The sequence below is a fragment of the Microbacterium sulfonylureivorans genome, from assembly GCF_003999995.1.
Taxonomy (GTDB): Bacteria; Actinomycetota; Actinomycetes; order Actinomycetales; family Microbacteriaceae; genus Microbacterium; species Microbacterium sulfonylureivorans.
In genome coordinates, this window is the sequence record NZ_RJAD01000001.1 from 1,826,416 (window position 1) to 1,840,384 (window position 13,969).

The 13,969-nt window shown below is 71.4% G+C and carries 18 protein-coding genes; 10 read left to right on the forward strand and 8 right to left on the reverse strand.

Annotation, left to right across the window (positions count from 1 at the left end):
- The first annotated feature begins 13 nt into the window (after nucleotides 1-13).
- The 5 genes from EER34_RS08015 (at nucleotide 14) to EER34_RS08035 (ending at nucleotide 3,314) form a co-directional block, all read left to right on the forward strand.
- Nucleotides 14-1,519: an SDR family NAD(P)-dependent oxidoreductase gene (locus tag EER34_RS08015; protein ID WP_127474341.1), complete on the forward strand. Its 1,506-nt coding sequence runs from the start codon at nucleotides 14-16 to the stop codon at nucleotides 1,517-1,519.
- On the forward strand, nucleotides 1,513-1,770 hold the full coding sequence (locus EER34_RS08020) for a putative acetyltransferase (RefSeq protein WP_127473964.1): 258 nt from the start codon (nucleotides 1,513-1,515) through the stop codon (nucleotides 1,768-1,770). Before EER34_RS08015 ends, EER34_RS08020 begins: the two co-directional genes overlap by 7 nt.
- Nucleotides 1,771-1,781: 11 nt before the next feature.
- Nucleotides 1,782-2,321: a YaeQ family protein gene (locus EER34_RS08025; RefSeq protein WP_127473965.1), complete on the forward strand. Its 540-nt coding sequence runs from the start codon at nucleotides 1,782-1,784 to the stop codon at nucleotides 2,319-2,321.
- 83 nt (nucleotides 2,322-2,404) lie between these two features.
- Nucleotides 2,405-3,091: a hypothetical protein gene (locus EER34_RS17465; RefSeq protein WP_164743504.1), complete on the forward strand. Its 687-nt coding sequence runs from the start codon at nucleotides 2,405-2,407 to the stop codon at nucleotides 3,089-3,091.
- 43 nt (nucleotides 3,092-3,134) lie between these two features.
- On the forward strand, nucleotides 3,135-3,314 hold the full coding sequence (locus EER34_RS08035) for a CsbD family protein (protein WP_127473966.1): 180 nt from the start codon (nucleotides 3,135-3,137) through the stop codon (nucleotides 3,312-3,314).
- Nucleotides 3,315-3,406: 92 nt separating this feature from the next.
- Here the strand turns inward: EER34_RS08035 and EER34_RS08040 are convergent, their stop codons facing one another.
- Nucleotides 3,407-3,901 carry a hypothetical protein gene (locus EER34_RS08040; RefSeq protein ID WP_127473967.1) on the reverse strand — a complete coding sequence of 165 codons (495 nt, stop codon included), beginning with the start codon at nucleotides 3,899-3,901 and terminating at the stop codon, nucleotides 3,407-3,409.
- Nucleotides 3,902-4,053: 152 nt separating this feature from the next.
- Between EER34_RS08040 and EER34_RS08045 the strand changes: the two genes are divergently transcribed.
- From EER34_RS08045 to EER34_RS08055, 3 genes are read left to right on the forward strand one after another with little or no spacing between them, the layout of a single operon-like run.
- Nucleotides 4,054-5,484 (forward strand): ferredoxin reductase family protein, encoded by a 1,431-nt coding sequence (locus EER34_RS08045; RefSeq protein WP_127473968.1) that lies wholly within the window; start codon nucleotides 4,054-4,056, stop codon nucleotides 5,482-5,484.
- Nucleotides 5,485-5,516: 32 nt separating this feature from the next.
- A complete protein-coding gene (locus tag EER34_RS08050) occupies nucleotides 5,517-5,984 on the forward strand; it encodes an FMN-binding protein (protein WP_127473969.1) in 468 nt (155 codons plus the stop codon).
- Nucleotides 5,981-6,808 carry an FAD:protein FMN transferase gene (locus EER34_RS08055; RefSeq protein ID WP_127473970.1) on the forward strand — a complete coding sequence of 276 codons (828 nt, stop codon included), beginning with the start codon at nucleotides 5,981-5,983 and terminating at the stop codon, nucleotides 6,806-6,808. Before EER34_RS08050 ends, EER34_RS08055 begins: the two co-directional genes overlap by 4 nt.
- Here the strand turns inward: EER34_RS08055 and EER34_RS08060 are convergent.
- From EER34_RS08060 to EER34_RS08080, 5 genes are all read right to left on the reverse strand, one after another.
- Nucleotides 6,805-7,779, reverse strand: coding sequence for a sensor histidine kinase (locus tag EER34_RS08060; RefSeq protein WP_127473971.1), 975 nt, complete (start codon nucleotides 7,777-7,779; stop codon nucleotides 6,805-6,807). The genes EER34_RS08055 and EER34_RS08060 overlap by 4 nt on opposite strands.
- Nucleotides 7,776-8,456, reverse strand: coding sequence for a response regulator transcription factor (locus EER34_RS08065; RefSeq protein ID WP_338067938.1), 681 nt, complete (start codon nucleotides 8,454-8,456; stop codon nucleotides 7,776-7,778). The genes EER34_RS08060 and EER34_RS08065 overlap by 4 nt, the downstream gene beginning before the upstream one ends.
- Before the next feature lie 86 nt (nucleotides 8,457-8,542).
- Nucleotides 8,543-9,454 carry a 3-methyl-2-oxobutanoate hydroxymethyltransferase gene (panB, locus tag EER34_RS08070; RefSeq protein WP_127473973.1) on the reverse strand — a complete coding sequence of 304 codons (912 nt, stop codon included), beginning with the start codon at nucleotides 9,452-9,454 and terminating at the stop codon, nucleotides 8,543-8,545.
- Nucleotides 9,451-10,302 (reverse strand): pantoate--beta-alanine ligase, encoded by an 852-nt coding sequence (gene panC, locus EER34_RS08075; RefSeq protein WP_127473974.1) that lies wholly within the window; start codon nucleotides 10,300-10,302, stop codon nucleotides 9,451-9,453. The genes panB and panC overlap by 4 nt, the downstream gene beginning before the upstream one ends.
- The gene (locus EER34_RS08080) at nucleotides 10,299-11,057 is read right to left on the reverse strand and encodes a Rossmann-like and DUF2520 domain-containing protein (RefSeq protein WP_127473975.1); all 759 of its coding nucleotides are present in this window, start codon (nucleotides 11,055-11,057) and stop codon (nucleotides 10,299-10,301) included. Before EER34_RS08080 ends, panC begins: the two co-directional genes overlap by 4 nt.
- Before the next feature lie 185 nt (nucleotides 11,058-11,242).
- On the opposite strand from EER34_RS08080, the gene EER34_RS08085 reads away from it, so the two are divergent.
- Entirely contained in the window at nucleotides 11,243-11,815 is a 573-nt protein-coding gene (locus EER34_RS08085) for a potassium channel family protein (protein ID WP_205791420.1), read from the forward strand.
- Between the two features lie 3 nt (nucleotides 11,816-11,818).
- On the opposite strand, the gene EER34_RS08090 is transcribed toward EER34_RS08085, so the two are convergent.
- Both EER34_RS08090 and EER34_RS08095 read right to left on the reverse strand, forming a co-directional pair.
- On the reverse strand, nucleotides 11,819-12,571 hold the full coding sequence (locus EER34_RS08090; protein ID WP_127473976.1) for a YidC/Oxa1 family membrane protein insertase: 753 nt from the start codon (nucleotides 12,569-12,571) through the stop codon (nucleotides 11,819-11,821).
- A 96-nt stretch (nucleotides 12,572-12,667) separates the two neighbouring features.
- Nucleotides 12,668-12,949: a DUF6412 domain-containing protein gene (locus EER34_RS08095; RefSeq protein WP_127473977.1), complete on the reverse strand. Its 282-nt coding sequence runs from the start codon at nucleotides 12,947-12,949 to the stop codon at nucleotides 12,668-12,670.
- Nucleotides 12,950-13,023: 74 nt separating this feature from the next.
- Here EER34_RS08095 and EER34_RS08100 point away from each other — a divergent pair, with 74 nt between their 5' ends.
- A complete protein-coding gene (locus tag EER34_RS08100; RefSeq protein ID WP_127473978.1) occupies nucleotides 13,024-13,923 on the forward strand; it encodes an ion transporter in 900 nt (299 codons plus the stop codon).
- Nucleotides 13,924-13,969 lie beyond the last annotated feature (46 nt).

The window sequence follows — 13,969 nt, forward strand, 5'->3', positions numbered from 1 at the left end:
ACAGGTCATGCCCATGTGGGTCGACGTAGAATCGCGTGTGCCTCCCGAGACTTCTCCTGCTTCCGACCTGCCGCCGAGCGGCATCGACCCGGCAGACCTCGAGGTCACCCTCCGGGTCCTGGGCGGGATGGCGGGGCTCGACGAGACGCACCCCGATTTCGTCGCCGTGCGCCGGGCGACGGCGGCGATGTTCAAGGCGGTCAAGAAGGTGCGGCGCCGCGAGATCCGCGACGCGATCGCTCAGGCGGACCGTGCCGTCGTGGCCGCGACCGCCACGGGAGCGGCCGATCGGATCGACGACGAGACGCGCGGCATCCCGATCAGCACCCTCACGTCCGCGCCGACCGCAGGAACCCTGATCAAGGCGCGCGGCTGCTACATCTGCAAGCAGCCGTACACGCTCGTCGACGCGTTCTACCACCAGCTGTGCCCGACGTGCGCGGCGATGAGCCATGCGAAGCGCGACGCCCGCACCGACCTCACCGGCAAGCGCGCCCTGCTCACCGGCGGACGGGCGAAGATCGGCATGTACATCGCCCTGCGGCTGCTGCGCGACGGCGCGCACACGACGATCACGACGAGGTTCCCCCGCGACGCCGTCCGCCGGTTCAGCAGCCTTCCCGACGCGCCGGAGTGGATCGACCGGCTCAAGGTCGTCGGGATCGACCTGCGCGATCCGGCCCAGGTCATCGGGCTCGCCGAAGACGTCGCGTCGGCCGGAAGCCTCGACATCCTCATCAACAACGCCACCCAGACCGTGCGGCGCTCGCCGGGCGCGTACCAGCCGCTGGTCGACGCCGAACTCGCCCCGCTGCCGGACGGCCCCCTCCCCGAGCTCGTCACGTTCGGCCACACGAACGACCAGCATCCGCAGGCGCTGGAGCGGTCCGTCACGGCGCACCCGATCCTCGCCGCAGCCGCCGCGCGCGCCGACGAGCTCACCGAGCAGGCGATGGCGGCGGGCTCCAGCTCGCTCGAGCGCCTCGCCGCCGGCACGGCGATCGACGCGGGCGGACTCATCCCCGACCTGCACGATGTGAACTCGTGGACGCAGCGCGTCGAGGATGTCGACCCCCTCGAGATGCTCGAGGTGCAGCTGGCCAACACGACCGCGCCGTTCCTGCTCATCTCGAAGCTTCGCGCGTCGCTCGCCGCGAGCGGGGCGCGTCGCACCTACATCGTGAACGTGAGTGCCATGGAGGGCGTGTTCGGCCGCGGATACAAGGGGCCGGGGCATCCGCACACCAACATGGCCAAGGCGGCCGTCAACATGCTCACCCGCACCAGCGCGCGCGAGATGTTCGAGACCGACCGCATCCTCATGACCAGCGTCGACACCGGCTGGATCACCGACGAGCGCCCGCACCCGACGAAGGTGCGCCTCGCCGAGGAGGGGTTCCACGCCCCGCTCGACCTCGTCGACGGCGCCGCACGCGTCTACGACCCGATCGTGCGCGGCGAGGCCGGCGAAGATCTGTTCGGCGTGTTCCTCAAGGACTACGCTCCCGGCGCATGGTGAACCTTCCGGCGCCCGGCCGTCGCGTGGTCGTGCGCTACCTGCTCCCGTCGGGTCAGGCCACCGATGCGCTGGGCGAGCTGCTGAGCGCGGATGCCTCGACCGTGGTCGTCGACGGCAAGCGGGGCATCGAGCGGATCGCCGTCGCCGACATCATCGCGGCGAAGGAGGTCCCACCTCCACCCGCCCCGCGGACTCGCCGCGCGACCGACGAGGCGCCAGAGGGGGACGGCGACTCCACCGTCAGGGCGTAGGCTCGTGCGCTATGGCACTCGGCGCGACGATTCACACCTTCGACGTGCAGTTGGCCGACGTCGACCGCGGCGTCTATGACGAACTCATGCTTCGCGTGGCGCGGCATCCCTCCGAGACGGACGTCTACATGATGACGCGCGTGCTCGCGTACTGCCTCGAGTTCGAGGAGGGGATCCGGTTCAGCGAGGGGATCTCGTCGACCGACGAGCCCGCCGTGCTCGTCCGCGACCTCACCGGTCGCCTGACCGTGTGGATCGAGATCGGCGCCCCGGATGCCGATCGGCTCCACTACGCGAGCAAGCTGGCAGACCGCACCGTGGTCTACACCCAGCGCGACCCTGCCAAGGTGATGGCGCCGTGGGAGGGCAAGCGCATCCACCGCGCCGAGGACATCGTGCTCCACAGCTTCGACCCCGGCTTCGTCGATGCCGCTGCCGCGGCGGTCGAGCGGCGGAACAGCATGACGCTGTCGGTGACCGAGCATCAGGTGTACCTCGACATCAACGGCGTGAGTCTGACGTCGGCGGTCCACGACCACCCGCTCGCCTGAGTCGCAGCGGGGAAGCATAGGCGCTGGGCGGCGCCGTGGCAACGGGGGAGTGCTGAGGCGAGGTCTCCGCCTAGCGTCGCCGCATGACTTCTGACGACATCCCCCGCGACTCCGCGGGTCGACCTGTTCGCGGCACGACCGACGCCGCGTACGCCCCGGCTGTCGCCCCGGCCGACATTCCGCACGGCGATGCGCTCGTGGCCGAGAAGCAGCGGTTCGGCGGAGTGAAGTTCGGCTCGGCGTTCTTCGGCTGGCTCAGCGCCGTCGGCGCGGTCGTGCTCCTGACCGCCGCGGTCGGCGCGATCGGCGCGGCCGTCGGGATCGAGACCGGCACGACCGTCGAGGAGGCCGCGGGCGCGGCATCCGAGGATCCCGACACCCTGGGCGTCGTCGGCGCCGTCTCGATCGCCGTCGTGCTGTTCGTGGCGTACCTCGCCGGCGGCTATGTCGCGGGCCGCATGGCGCGGTTCAGCGGCGCCCTGCAGGGATTCGCCGTGTGGCTCTGGGGCATCGTGATCGCGCTGGTGATCGCGATCCTCGCCATGGTCGCCGGCGCCCGGTGGGACATCCTCGCCGGGGTCGAGAGCCTGCCGCGGATGCCGATGACCGCCACGACCACCGGCATCGTGACGGCGATCGTCGCCGCGGCGATCAGCCTGGGCGGCGCGATCGTCGGAGGGATCCTCGGCATGCGCTACCACCGCAGGGTCGATCGGCTGGGGGTCGACGACCGGCCCGCCGCGCGTGCGGACCGCAACCGCTCGTACTGACTGGGCCACAGGACCACAGGACCGCAGAGAGGAAGGAGACCCCATGGGTATGGGAGACGACATCAAGCACGGCGCCGAAGAGGCGAAGGGCAAGGTCAAGGAGGGCGTCGGCGACATGACCGGCAACGAGTCCCTCAAGACCGAGGGGCAGGTCGACCAGGCCAAGGCGAACCTCAAGCAGGCCGGCGACGACGTGAAGGACGCTCTGACCGACGATCGCTGACCCGCGTCGTGCGCGACGCCCCCGGCACGGGAGCCGGGGGCGTCGCCGCGTCCGCTGCGCCCCGCCCTACCCGCGGGAGCGCACTCGCGGTGTCAGGGCGTGGGCGTGGGTGCCGGTGCGGGCTCGTCGGTCGAGTCCGAGTCGTCCCGGTCGCCGCGCCCGCCTTGCTCATCGCCGCCGCGGCGGTCGGAGTCGCCTCTCCGGTCGCCGTGGTCGTCCTGGTCGTCCTGGTCGGGATGCTCGCCGGTCAGCCCGTCGGACTCGTCGTGGCTCACGGACCCGTGCTCCGCGTCATCGGCGTCCTGCGCGAGCGCCGCGCCGATGCCGATGCCCCCGCCGAGCAGGATGATCGCGGCGACGGCTGCTGCCGTCACGCGCACCCACGTCCGCTCCAAAAAGCTCCGGTCCCTGGTCGTCGTGACCGCTGCCGGGCTCGGTCCGGGCGCTCCGGTGGCCGTCGACGAGTCGCCCTGCTGCGAGGTCGGCGGGGGAACCGGTGAGGTGGGGATCGAGTCTTGCGCGCCGCGGTTCGAGGCGCTCGCGGGAGTCTCGTCGGCGCCGTTGGTGAGAGGTTCTTGATCTGCCATTCGCCGAGTGTGCCGACACGACTCCAATGCGGCTCCAAGAATCGTCACGTCGTCGTGATCCGCGCTGAGACGATCCGATGATCTGGCTGTGGAGTTCCTTTGAGCGCGCCATTCTTGGCGCAGTCTCAAAGCCCGCGGCGGACTCTGTGGCCATGGCAAGCCTCACTTCGACGACTCCCGGCAGGCGGATCCCGCTCCCCGCGGACACGCCCGTTCCGAGTGGCCGGCGGCGCTCCGGCGCGGCATGGCGTCTCGGCGCGACAGCGGTGATCTGGTCGACGAGCCTGATCGTGACGGCGCTGTGGGTGAGCGGTGGCGGGGTCACGGCCGTCGTCGGAGGAGGTGCCGACGCGCTCAACGCCGTGGGCCGGCTCGCCGGTCTGGTGTCGGCCAATCTCCTGCTGTACCAGGTGCTGCTCATGGCGAGGGTCCCGGTCTTCGAGCGCGGGTTCGGACGGGACAGCATCACGCGGATGCATCGGTTCGTCGGCTTCTGGTCGTTCTGGCTCCTCCTGGCGCACATCGTGCTCCAGGTGCTCGGCTACGCCACGACGGCGGCGGTCAACCCGTTCGTCCAGCTCTGGAGCTTCGTGTGGGAGTACCCGGGCATGCTGCTCGCCACAGCCGGGACCGGGCTGCTGACGATGGTCGTGGTCACGTCGATTCGCAGAGCGCGACGCCGGCTTCGCTACGAGTCGTGGCATCTGCTGCACCTGTACGCCTACGTCGGTGTGGGTCTCGCCGTCCCGCACATGCTCTGGACGGGGGCGGACTTCAGCGGCTCGCTGCTCGCCACGGCGTACTGGTGGTCGCTGTGGTCGGTGGCCGCGGCATCCGTTCTCGTGTTCCGCGTGCTGTTGCCGCTGTGGCGGTCGGCACGCCACGGCGTCCGCGTGGTCTCCGTGCATCCCGAGGGCAGCCGGGGAGTCGCGGTGCACATGCGCGGACGCAGGCTCGATCGGCTCGGCGCCCGGCCGGGGCAGTTCCTGGTGTGGCGGTTCCTCGACGGCGCCGGCTGGAGCAGGGGCCACCCCTTCTCCCTGGCGGCTGCGCCCACGGCGGACGGGCTGACCATCGCCGCACGGATCGTCGGCGACGGCTCGAGCCGACTCACGACTCTTCGCCCGGGCACGCGGGTGCTCATCGAGGGACCGTACGGACATCTCACCGGCGAGGCACGGGAGGCGACGAAGCTGCTGATGATCGGAGCGGGCGCCGGCGTGGCCCCGCTCGTGGCGCTGCTCGAGTCCGAGCAGTACCCCCCGGGCGGAGCGACGCTCGTCACGCGCGACCGCAGCGAAGCCGACGCCCTCCTCGCCGACTCGATCGCGCGGCTGGTCGCGAGCCGCGGCGTCCGTCACCTCACGCTCGACGGGCCGCGCTCGTCGTCCGGGTCGAGCTGGCTGCCGGCGTCCCACGCCGCGTGGCGCGGCGCCGATCTGCTGCGCTACGTCGCGCCCGATCTGGAGGAGTACGACGTCTTCCTGTGCGGGCCCGTGCCGTGGATGGATGCGGTCGGACACGATCTCCGCGCCGCCGGGCTTCGGCCGTCGCAGATCCATCGAGAAGCATTCACCGTCTAGCCCGGACCGGGCATCGACCATCAGGAGTCACCATGAGGAAGATCTTCTTCGGCATCCTCGCCACCGTCAGCGGGCTCGTCCTGCTCTTCAGCTACCGGACCTCGCTGGGTGAGACCGTCGAGGCGCTGCCTGTCCAGGACGCCGCGGCGACCGGCGGATCCGCCGACGCGAGCAGCACCACGACGACGCAGAGCACGACCCAGGACAGCACCGCCGCCCTGGCGGACGGCACGTACCTCGGCGACTCCGTCAACACCCGATTCGGTCCCGTCGCGGTGCAGATCACAGTCGCCGACGGCGTGATCACCGAGGTGACGGTCCCGGAGTACCCCGACGGCAACTCCCGCGATCGGGAGATCAGCAGTCGAGCGATCCCGCAGCTGATCTCTGAGACGACGGCGGCGCAGAGCGCGGGCATCGACATGGTCTCGGGGGCCACGTACACGAGCGAGGGCTATGCACGGTCGCTCCAGAGTGCCATCGATCAGGCGTTCGGATGAGCACCGCCGCCCGGCCGCACCGGCACGTGCGAGTGGAGCACATCATGGGGACGGCCATGGCGATCCACGTCGTCGCACGCCCCGACCTCTCTCAGGCGGTGGATGCCGCCGCCCGGCGATGCTTCGCCGACCTGCGTCGCGTGGATCGCCTGTTCTCGACCTACCGACCCGAATCGGCGATCTCGCGCGTGCAGCGCGGCGAGGCCGCGATCGACGATCTCGATCCTCTGATCGGCGAGGTCGCCCGGTCGTGCTCGGACTGGGAGCGGGCCACGCACGGTCGGTTCTCGGCGAACTGGCGGGGTGTGTTCGATCCGACGGGCTACGTGAAGGGGTGGAGTGCGGAGCGCGCCGCACGCACCCACCTCGAGCCCCTCCTGGCCGTGCCGGGAGTCGTGGCGGCGGGCATCAGCGCCGGGGGTGATCTGCAGCTGCTCACCGCACCGGGCGAGGCCTGGCGCTGGCGCGTGGGGATCGCCGATCCGGCCCGACCCGGTTCGGTCACGGCGACGATCGAGATCGCGAACGGCGCGGTCGCGACGTCGGGCACGCGCGAGCGCGGCGCGCACATCCTCGATCCCCTCACGGGCCGGCCCGCCGAGGGCGTCGCCAGCGCGACCGTCGTCGCCGACTCGCTCGCCGTCGCCGACGTTCGGGCGACGGCCGCGGTCGTCGCCGGATTCGACGACCTCGGCTGGATCGCCGCCGCGGACACGCGCACCGGGTTGATCGTCGCCGCGGACGGCCGTGTGCGGCGGTGGCTGGGATCCACCGAGATCGCCGTCGAGGCGGCATCCCCCCTGGCGCTCGTGGCCTCGGTCTAGGACTGGGGCAGCCGGGCGAGGAACGTGGTGCCGGACGGCGACGTCGCCTCGACGATGACCGTGCCGCCGTAGCGGGTCGCCATCTCCCGGACGAGCGCCAGACCCAGCCCGAACCCGCGTCGACGGCCGGTCTCATCGCCGCGCGCGAAGCGCTCGAAGACGCGGTCCCGGTCCGGAGGGGCGATGCCGTCGCCGTCGTCGCGCACCCTCAGCTCCACGAATCGAGCGGATGCCCCCACGGCGACGTGCACGGCGGCACCGTCTGGGGAGTGCTGGATCGCATTGTCGACCAGTGCGACGATGAGCCGGGTCAGAGTCACGGCGGGCACGCGGGCCAGTGGCGCGGTGGCGGCTTCGAGCACGATGGTGACGTTCTGCGCGCGCGCGAGCGGTTCGAGCGAGTCCGCGGCGGCACGCGCACAGGCGACGACGTCGGTCGGCGCGGGCGGAGCGATCGCCTCGGCCTCCGCCGAGAGCAGGAGGTCGGTCAGGACGTCGTCCATGACGGCGGCGTTCCGGCGCAGGTCCCGGATCGTGTCGTCGATCGGGTCGCCGTGCTCATGCCGTCGCTGGAGCAGCTGGATGCGGGCGGACAGGGCGGTGAGGGGAGTGCGCAGCTCGTGGCTGGCATCCGAGACGAAGTTGCGCTGCGCGCGCAGCGCCAGGGCGAGAGGGCGCACGGACGTCCGTGCCGCGTACCACGCGACCAGGCTCAGCAGGGCGACGCCGATGATGCCGAGCACGACGATCCACGGCACGATGCGGTCGACGTCGACCACGATGTGATCGTTGTCGCGCTCTCCCCATGGCCCGTCGTCGTCGCCTCCGCGCTCAGGTCGTGAGGTGGCCGACATGATGATCAGGAGGATGCCGACACCTGCTGCGATCACGACGGCTGACGCTGCTCCCACCCAGAGCCCGACTCGCCGCGCGGAGCGTCGGACCCGCTCCTGGTCCGCCGCGTCGCTCATGTCGGCTCTCCGATCCGGTAGCCGCGACCGCGGACGGTCTCGATGATCTCGGGCGTCGACTTGCGCCGGATGTAGTGCACATAGGTGTCGACCGACCCCGGCGCATCGCCTGTCGCGAAGACCGCACCGAGGATCTCCTCGCGAGAGAACACGTGGTCCGGGCTCTCGCTCAGCAGCCCCAGCAGGGCCGTCTCGGTGGCCGTCAGCGGAGTCCTCGCTCCTGTCGGCGAGAACAGCACTCCGCCGCCCGGGCTGAACAGCCAGTCGCCGAGGTGCCGGCGTACCCCCTCGGCGCGGTAGCCGCGCAGCAGCGCCCGCAGCCGGGCCAGCAGCTCGTCGAAGTCGAAGGGCTTCACGAGGTAGTCGTTGGCTCCGGCATCCAGTCCCTCCACCTTGTCGTGGATCGTCCCCAGCGCGGTGAGCAGGAGCACAGGCGTGGTGATGCGGGCGGTCCGGACGGCCGCGACCAGCTCGGCGCCGTCCATTCCGGGGAGCCGGCGGTCGACGAGCATCAGGTCGTAGCGATGGTTCAGTGCACGCGAGAGCCCGTCTCGCGCGTCCGCCACATGGTCCACCGCGTAGGTCTCCGAGAGGACGTCGATCGTCATCTCGGCGATCTCGGCGTCGTCCTCCACGTACAGGAGTGACGGCCGTGCCGCATTCGGGAGATCACGCACGTCGATCCTTTCCGAGCCGAGCAGATCTCAGTCCTTCCAAGAGAACACCAAGGAACGGCCGAGCGGGTCCGACGTGCCGGGTGCCGCTAGGCCCGTTTGACCCGCGGAGGCGCGCTCGCGTCGAGGATCGCACGCAGGCGTGCGGCCTCCTCGGCAGGCATCCCGTACCCGTGCTCGGGCTGCGGGTACTCGTGCGTGCGGACCTCGTGCGCATAGGCGGACACCGCCGCCACCATCTCGCCGCGCAGATCGGCGTAGCGCTTGACGAAGCGCGCCGCATGCCCGTCGTAGATGCCGAGCAGGTCGTGGAAGACCAGGACCTGGCCGTCGGTGCTCGGTCCCGCTCCGATGCCGATCACGGGCACCGTGAGTCGCGGCATGATCGCATCGGTGACGGCCGTCGGGATCGCCTCGAACACGATGGCGAAGCATCCGGCGTCCTGCAGCGCGACCGCGCTCTCGCACAGCGCGACGGCCTCCTCCGCGGTGCGGCCCTGCGCGCGATAGCCGCCGATCGTCGCCGCGGTCTGCGGCGTCAGCCCGACGTGGCCCATCACCGGGATGCCCGCCGCGACGATCGCGCGGGCGCGGTCGACCGACGAGCCGCCGCGCTCGATCTTGACGGCGTCGGCTCCGGTCGTCTTGATGAACCGCTGCGCCGTCGCGATCGCCTGCTCGTCCGACCCCTCGTACGAGCCGAAGGGGAGATCGGCGACCAGCAGCGGCGTGGAGAGCCCGCGGCTGACCGCCGCGGTCAGCATCAGCATCTCCTCGACGGTCACGGGCACGGTGCTCTCGTGCCCGAGCACGGTCATCGCGGCCGAGTCGCCGACGAGCACCATGTCGACCCCGGCGGCCTCGGCGATCTGCGCGCTCGGGAAGTCGTACGCGGTGACCATGGCGATGGGCTCGCCGCGCTCCTTCATCGCGGCCAGGCCGGCGAAGGTCATGCGCGGCCGGGCGGGCGTCGCCTGGGGGGACTTGGATCCTGCGCTCATGGGGTGGCCTCCAGGATTCGGTTGTCGATGAGGCGCGCGGCTCCGACGCGTGCCGCGACGGCCAGCAGGGCCTCGCCGTCGACGCGGTCGAGCTCGCGCAGGTCGTCGGGAGATCGCAGCTCGAGGTACTCGGGATCGATGTCGGCGGCGACCAGCACGGTGCGGGCGGCGTCGATCACGGCGCCGGCGCTCCGCTCGCCGGCCGCGACCGCCGCCTCGGCCGCGTCGAGCGCCCGGTTCAGCGCCGTCGCGCGCTCGCGCGCCTCGGGGTCGAGGTAGACGTTGCGCGAGCTCATCGCCAGGCCGTCGGGCTCGCGCACGATCGGGCATGCGATGATGCGGACCGGGACGTCGAGGTCGCGGACGAGCCGTCGGATCACCAGCACCTGCTGCGCGTCCTTCTGGCCGAAGTACGCCGCGTCGGGAGCGACCATGTGGAAGAGCTTGGTGACCACGGTCGCGACGCCGTCGAAGTGCTCGGCGCCGCGATGGGCGCCGTCGAGCACCTCGGTGATGCCCGAGATGTGGATGCTCGTCGAGAAGCCGTGCGGATAGACCTCGGCGACGGGCGGAGCGAAGAGGATGTCGGCCCCCGCCCCTTCCGCCAGCTCGGCGTCGCGCGCCTCGTCGCGCGGATACGCGGCGAGGTCCTCGTTCGGGCCGAACTGGGTCGGATTGACGAAGAGCGACATCACGACCAGGTCGTTCTCGGCCCGGGCCGCGCGGATGAGCGACAGGTGCCCGTCATGGAGCGCTCCCATCGTCGGCACCAGCCCGACGATCCCGCCGCCGGACCGGGCGCCCGTGACGGCGGCGCGGACCTCGGAGACGGTGCGGACGATTCTCATGCGGGGGACTCCTCCGTCCGGGCCAGGATCCGGGTGCGTGCGGCGAGCTCGTCGAACAGGGCGAGCAGTTCCGGCGCGGTCGTCGAGACGGCGGCGCGCTGACTCCGGACCGTCTCCTCGTCGCCGCGCGCGATGGGACCGGTGAGCGCCGCACGGGGTCCGTGCTCCGCCCAATTCTCGACCGTGCCGCGGACGAGCGGAACCAGGTGCCCGCGGAACTCGGCGGCGGGGAGACCGGATGCCTCGGCCATCGCCTCTGCGGCGTCCTCGAGCGTCACCAGGAAGTTCGACGCGATGGATGCCGCGGCGTGATACCCCGCCCGCTGATCGTCGCGCACCTCGAACGGGCGGCCGCCGACCGCGAGGGCGAGCTCCTCCGCGAGGCCGAGGGCGTCGGGCGAGGTGCCTGCGATCGCGCAGCCGATGCCCTCGAACGCGGCGGATCCCTCGTCGCCGACGAACGCGCGCAGTGGGTGCAGGCCGAAGTCGGCGTCCGTTCCGGCGAGCGGGGTGGCGCCCGACGTGTGGCCGACGAATCGGCCCCGGTCGCGCACGGCGGCCGAGACGGCCGCGATCTCGCGGTCGGGGACGCACAGCAGGACGACGTCGGCGCGCTCGACGGCGTCGCCGCGCCCCGACGGGCCGTGCACGATGTAGCCCGCGGCGCGGAGCGCGGCGGAGGCGGCGCGTCCGACGCGACCGGGCCCGACGACGCTGACGCTCGCCACGGTGCGACTCTGGTTCGGGGTGCTCATGATCGTGATCCGCAGACGAACGGCGGACCACACGAGTATCGCATTGCCGCACAGGGTCCAAGAAGCCGGGCCCGGCACCGGGCGAGTTCACTCCCCACGGGTGATGCCTTCACCGCCGACGGTCGCCAACGTGGGAGCATCCTGACGGCACGTGTGGGCACGCCGGCGGCGAGAGGACGGACGCCATGACCGAACCGCGGATCGAACCGCCGATCGAGCGGCTGTCGCGCGCGCAGCGTCGACGGGTGATCGTCATCGGGCTGCTGCGTGCACTGGTCGCCGCGGTCGTGCTCGTCACCCTGTACTTCGTCATCCCCCTGCAGTGGATCGACGCGCTGCCGGTCGGGCTCGCGCTCATCGTCGCCGCGCTGGTGCTGGCGGGGGTCACGGTGTGGCAGGTGCTGGCGATCATCCGGTCGGCCGATCCGGGCATCCGAGCGATCGAAGCGCTCGCCGTGATCGCGCCGGTGTACCTGCTCCTGTTCGCGGGGGCGTACTTCCTCATGGAGCGCAACGCGCCCGGCACCTTCTCGTCGGCGCTCACGCGCATGGACGCGCTCTACTTCACCGTCACGATCTTCTCCACCGTCGGGTTCGGAGACATCAGCGCGGTCAATCAGTCCGCACGAGTCCTGGTCACGGTCCAGATGATCCTGAACCTGATCGTGCTCGGCGCCGGCGTGCGGCTGCTCACGATCGCGGTGAAGCACGGCCGCGAGCCGAAGCCGGCAGCCGTGCCTCCCGCGAAGGACTCCTGATCGTCACGGTGTCGCGAGGGGGTAGCGCCGACGGAGGATCATCCGCTGCACCAGCGTCCACACCACCGTCGTCGCGAGGTAGAGGGCGGCGGCAAGCGGGACGAACAGCGCGACCACGGCGGTCGAGAACTGGAGCGCCCCCATCGTTCGCAGCATTCCCGGACCGGCGAGGGGCGAAGCATCCGCGTCGACAGCTGCCGGCGGGCGGAACGCGCGTCGCGTGATCTCGGCGGCGATCACGATGACGGCGATCAGGCAGCCGAACACGGCGAACGTCGCCGCCGTCGCCGTGCCGGATGCGATCGCCCCGACGAGGCTCGTGCCCAGTGGCACTCCGATGAGCTGTTCGGCGAGCAGCCCGTTGGCGTGCCCCGCGATCGTCGGGTACGCGAAGAGCGCGTAGACGACGGCGATCACCGGCGCCTGCGCGAGGAGAGGCAGGCAGCCGGCGAACGGCGAAGTCCTCTCGTCGGAGTAGAGCTTCATCGTCTCGCGCTGGAGCCGTTCGCGGTCGCGGCCGTGCCGCTTCTGCAGCGCCCGCAGCTTCGGGGCCAGGCGGCTGCGCGTCTGCTCGGCCTTGGCCTGCGAGACGCCCGCGGGCACGAGCACCGCGCGCACCAGCAGAGTGACGAGGAGGACGGATGCCGCGGCCGCCGCTCCTCCCGTGAGGGGTTCGAGGAGGGCGGCGAGCTGCATCAGCCCGGTGTAGGCCGCGTCGAGGATCGCGGCGATGGGCGGGAAGGAGTAGATGTCCATGGGGTCCGTTCGTTCGGTGTCTGGTGGGCGCATGCGGCCACGAAGACACCGGCGGACGCCGAGGACACCCCGAACGTCGGGGAGGGCGGAACCGGGTCAGGCGGCCGAAGCCGCGAGACCGGGAGCTCGCGGACGCGAGTGGCCCGGAGCGTCCGGGTGGCTCTGCGCCGGCTGCACGGAGACGCCGATCGCCCGCTGCGGGTGCGGCGACGAGCCGACCGCGGACGCGGGGAGGTCGACGCTCGCCAGTGCAAGGGCGGCCACGGCGACGGCGGCGACGGCCGCAGCGGCGAACGCGATCGCGCTCGGCTCGCGGACGGCGGCGGCCCCGAGGATCTCGAGGAGCAGGCGCAGGACGACGCCGATCGACTCGGTCATGCGCACCTCCCCCGTGTTGGCGCTCACGCTAACACGCGTCGCCGTGTCTGCCCTGCTGGTGCCAGAATCCTGCCATGTCTGCACCGCGCACCGAGCTCAAGAGCACCGGCTACGAGATCTTCATCGGGCTGCTGTCCGTCCTGTCGATCCTCAACCTCATCCTGGTCTACGCCGTCGTCTCCGATCCCGGACTCCAGCAGATCCTGAACGTCATGAACCTGCTCTTCAGCGGGATCTTCCTCGGCGACTTCACGTACCGCATATCGACGGCGCCCTCGGCGGGCGCCTACTTCTTCAAGCACTTCGGCTGGGCCGACCTGCTGGCGAGCCTGCCGTTCCCGCAGGCGAAGATCCTGCGCGTCTTCCGGCTCGTCCGGGTCGCGCGGCTGCTGCGCGACGTCGGCCCGCGGACGATCTGGCGCTCCATCACGCGCGACCGCGCCGGCAGCGCCCTGCTCCTGCTCCTGCTCATGGGCATCCTCGTGCTCGAGTTCGGCAGCCTCGCGATCCTCAAGGTCGAGGAGTACGCGGAGGGCGCCAACATCACGTCGGCGTCGGATGCGCTCTGGTACACGATCGTCACGATCTCGACGGTCGGCTACGGCGACCAGTACCCCGTGACCGAAGCCGGCCGGTTCATCGGCACCGGCATCATCATCATCGGCGTCGGCATCTTCGGAACATTCACGGGCTACCTCGCGAATCTCTTCCTGTCGCCGCGCAAGGGCGACGACTCTGCGGCTGCCACATCGACGACGGATGCCCCGGCCCCGGTCGACGCGACGACGGACGTGGCCTCGGCCGCGGGGGAGAAGGCATCCGCCGCACCCGTCGGTTCGGGGGCGCAGCCCGCCGGATCCGCCGCCACGCTCGACGACCTCCGGACCCTGCTCGCCCGGTCGGAGGCGAGTCTGGCGGAGGTGAAGGTGCTCCTCGGCGGGGGGTCGGACGCCGCCGACGCCGCACCGGCGTGATGCCCCGGACGCACCGGTCTCCGATCGTGGCGACGGCTCTGACGGC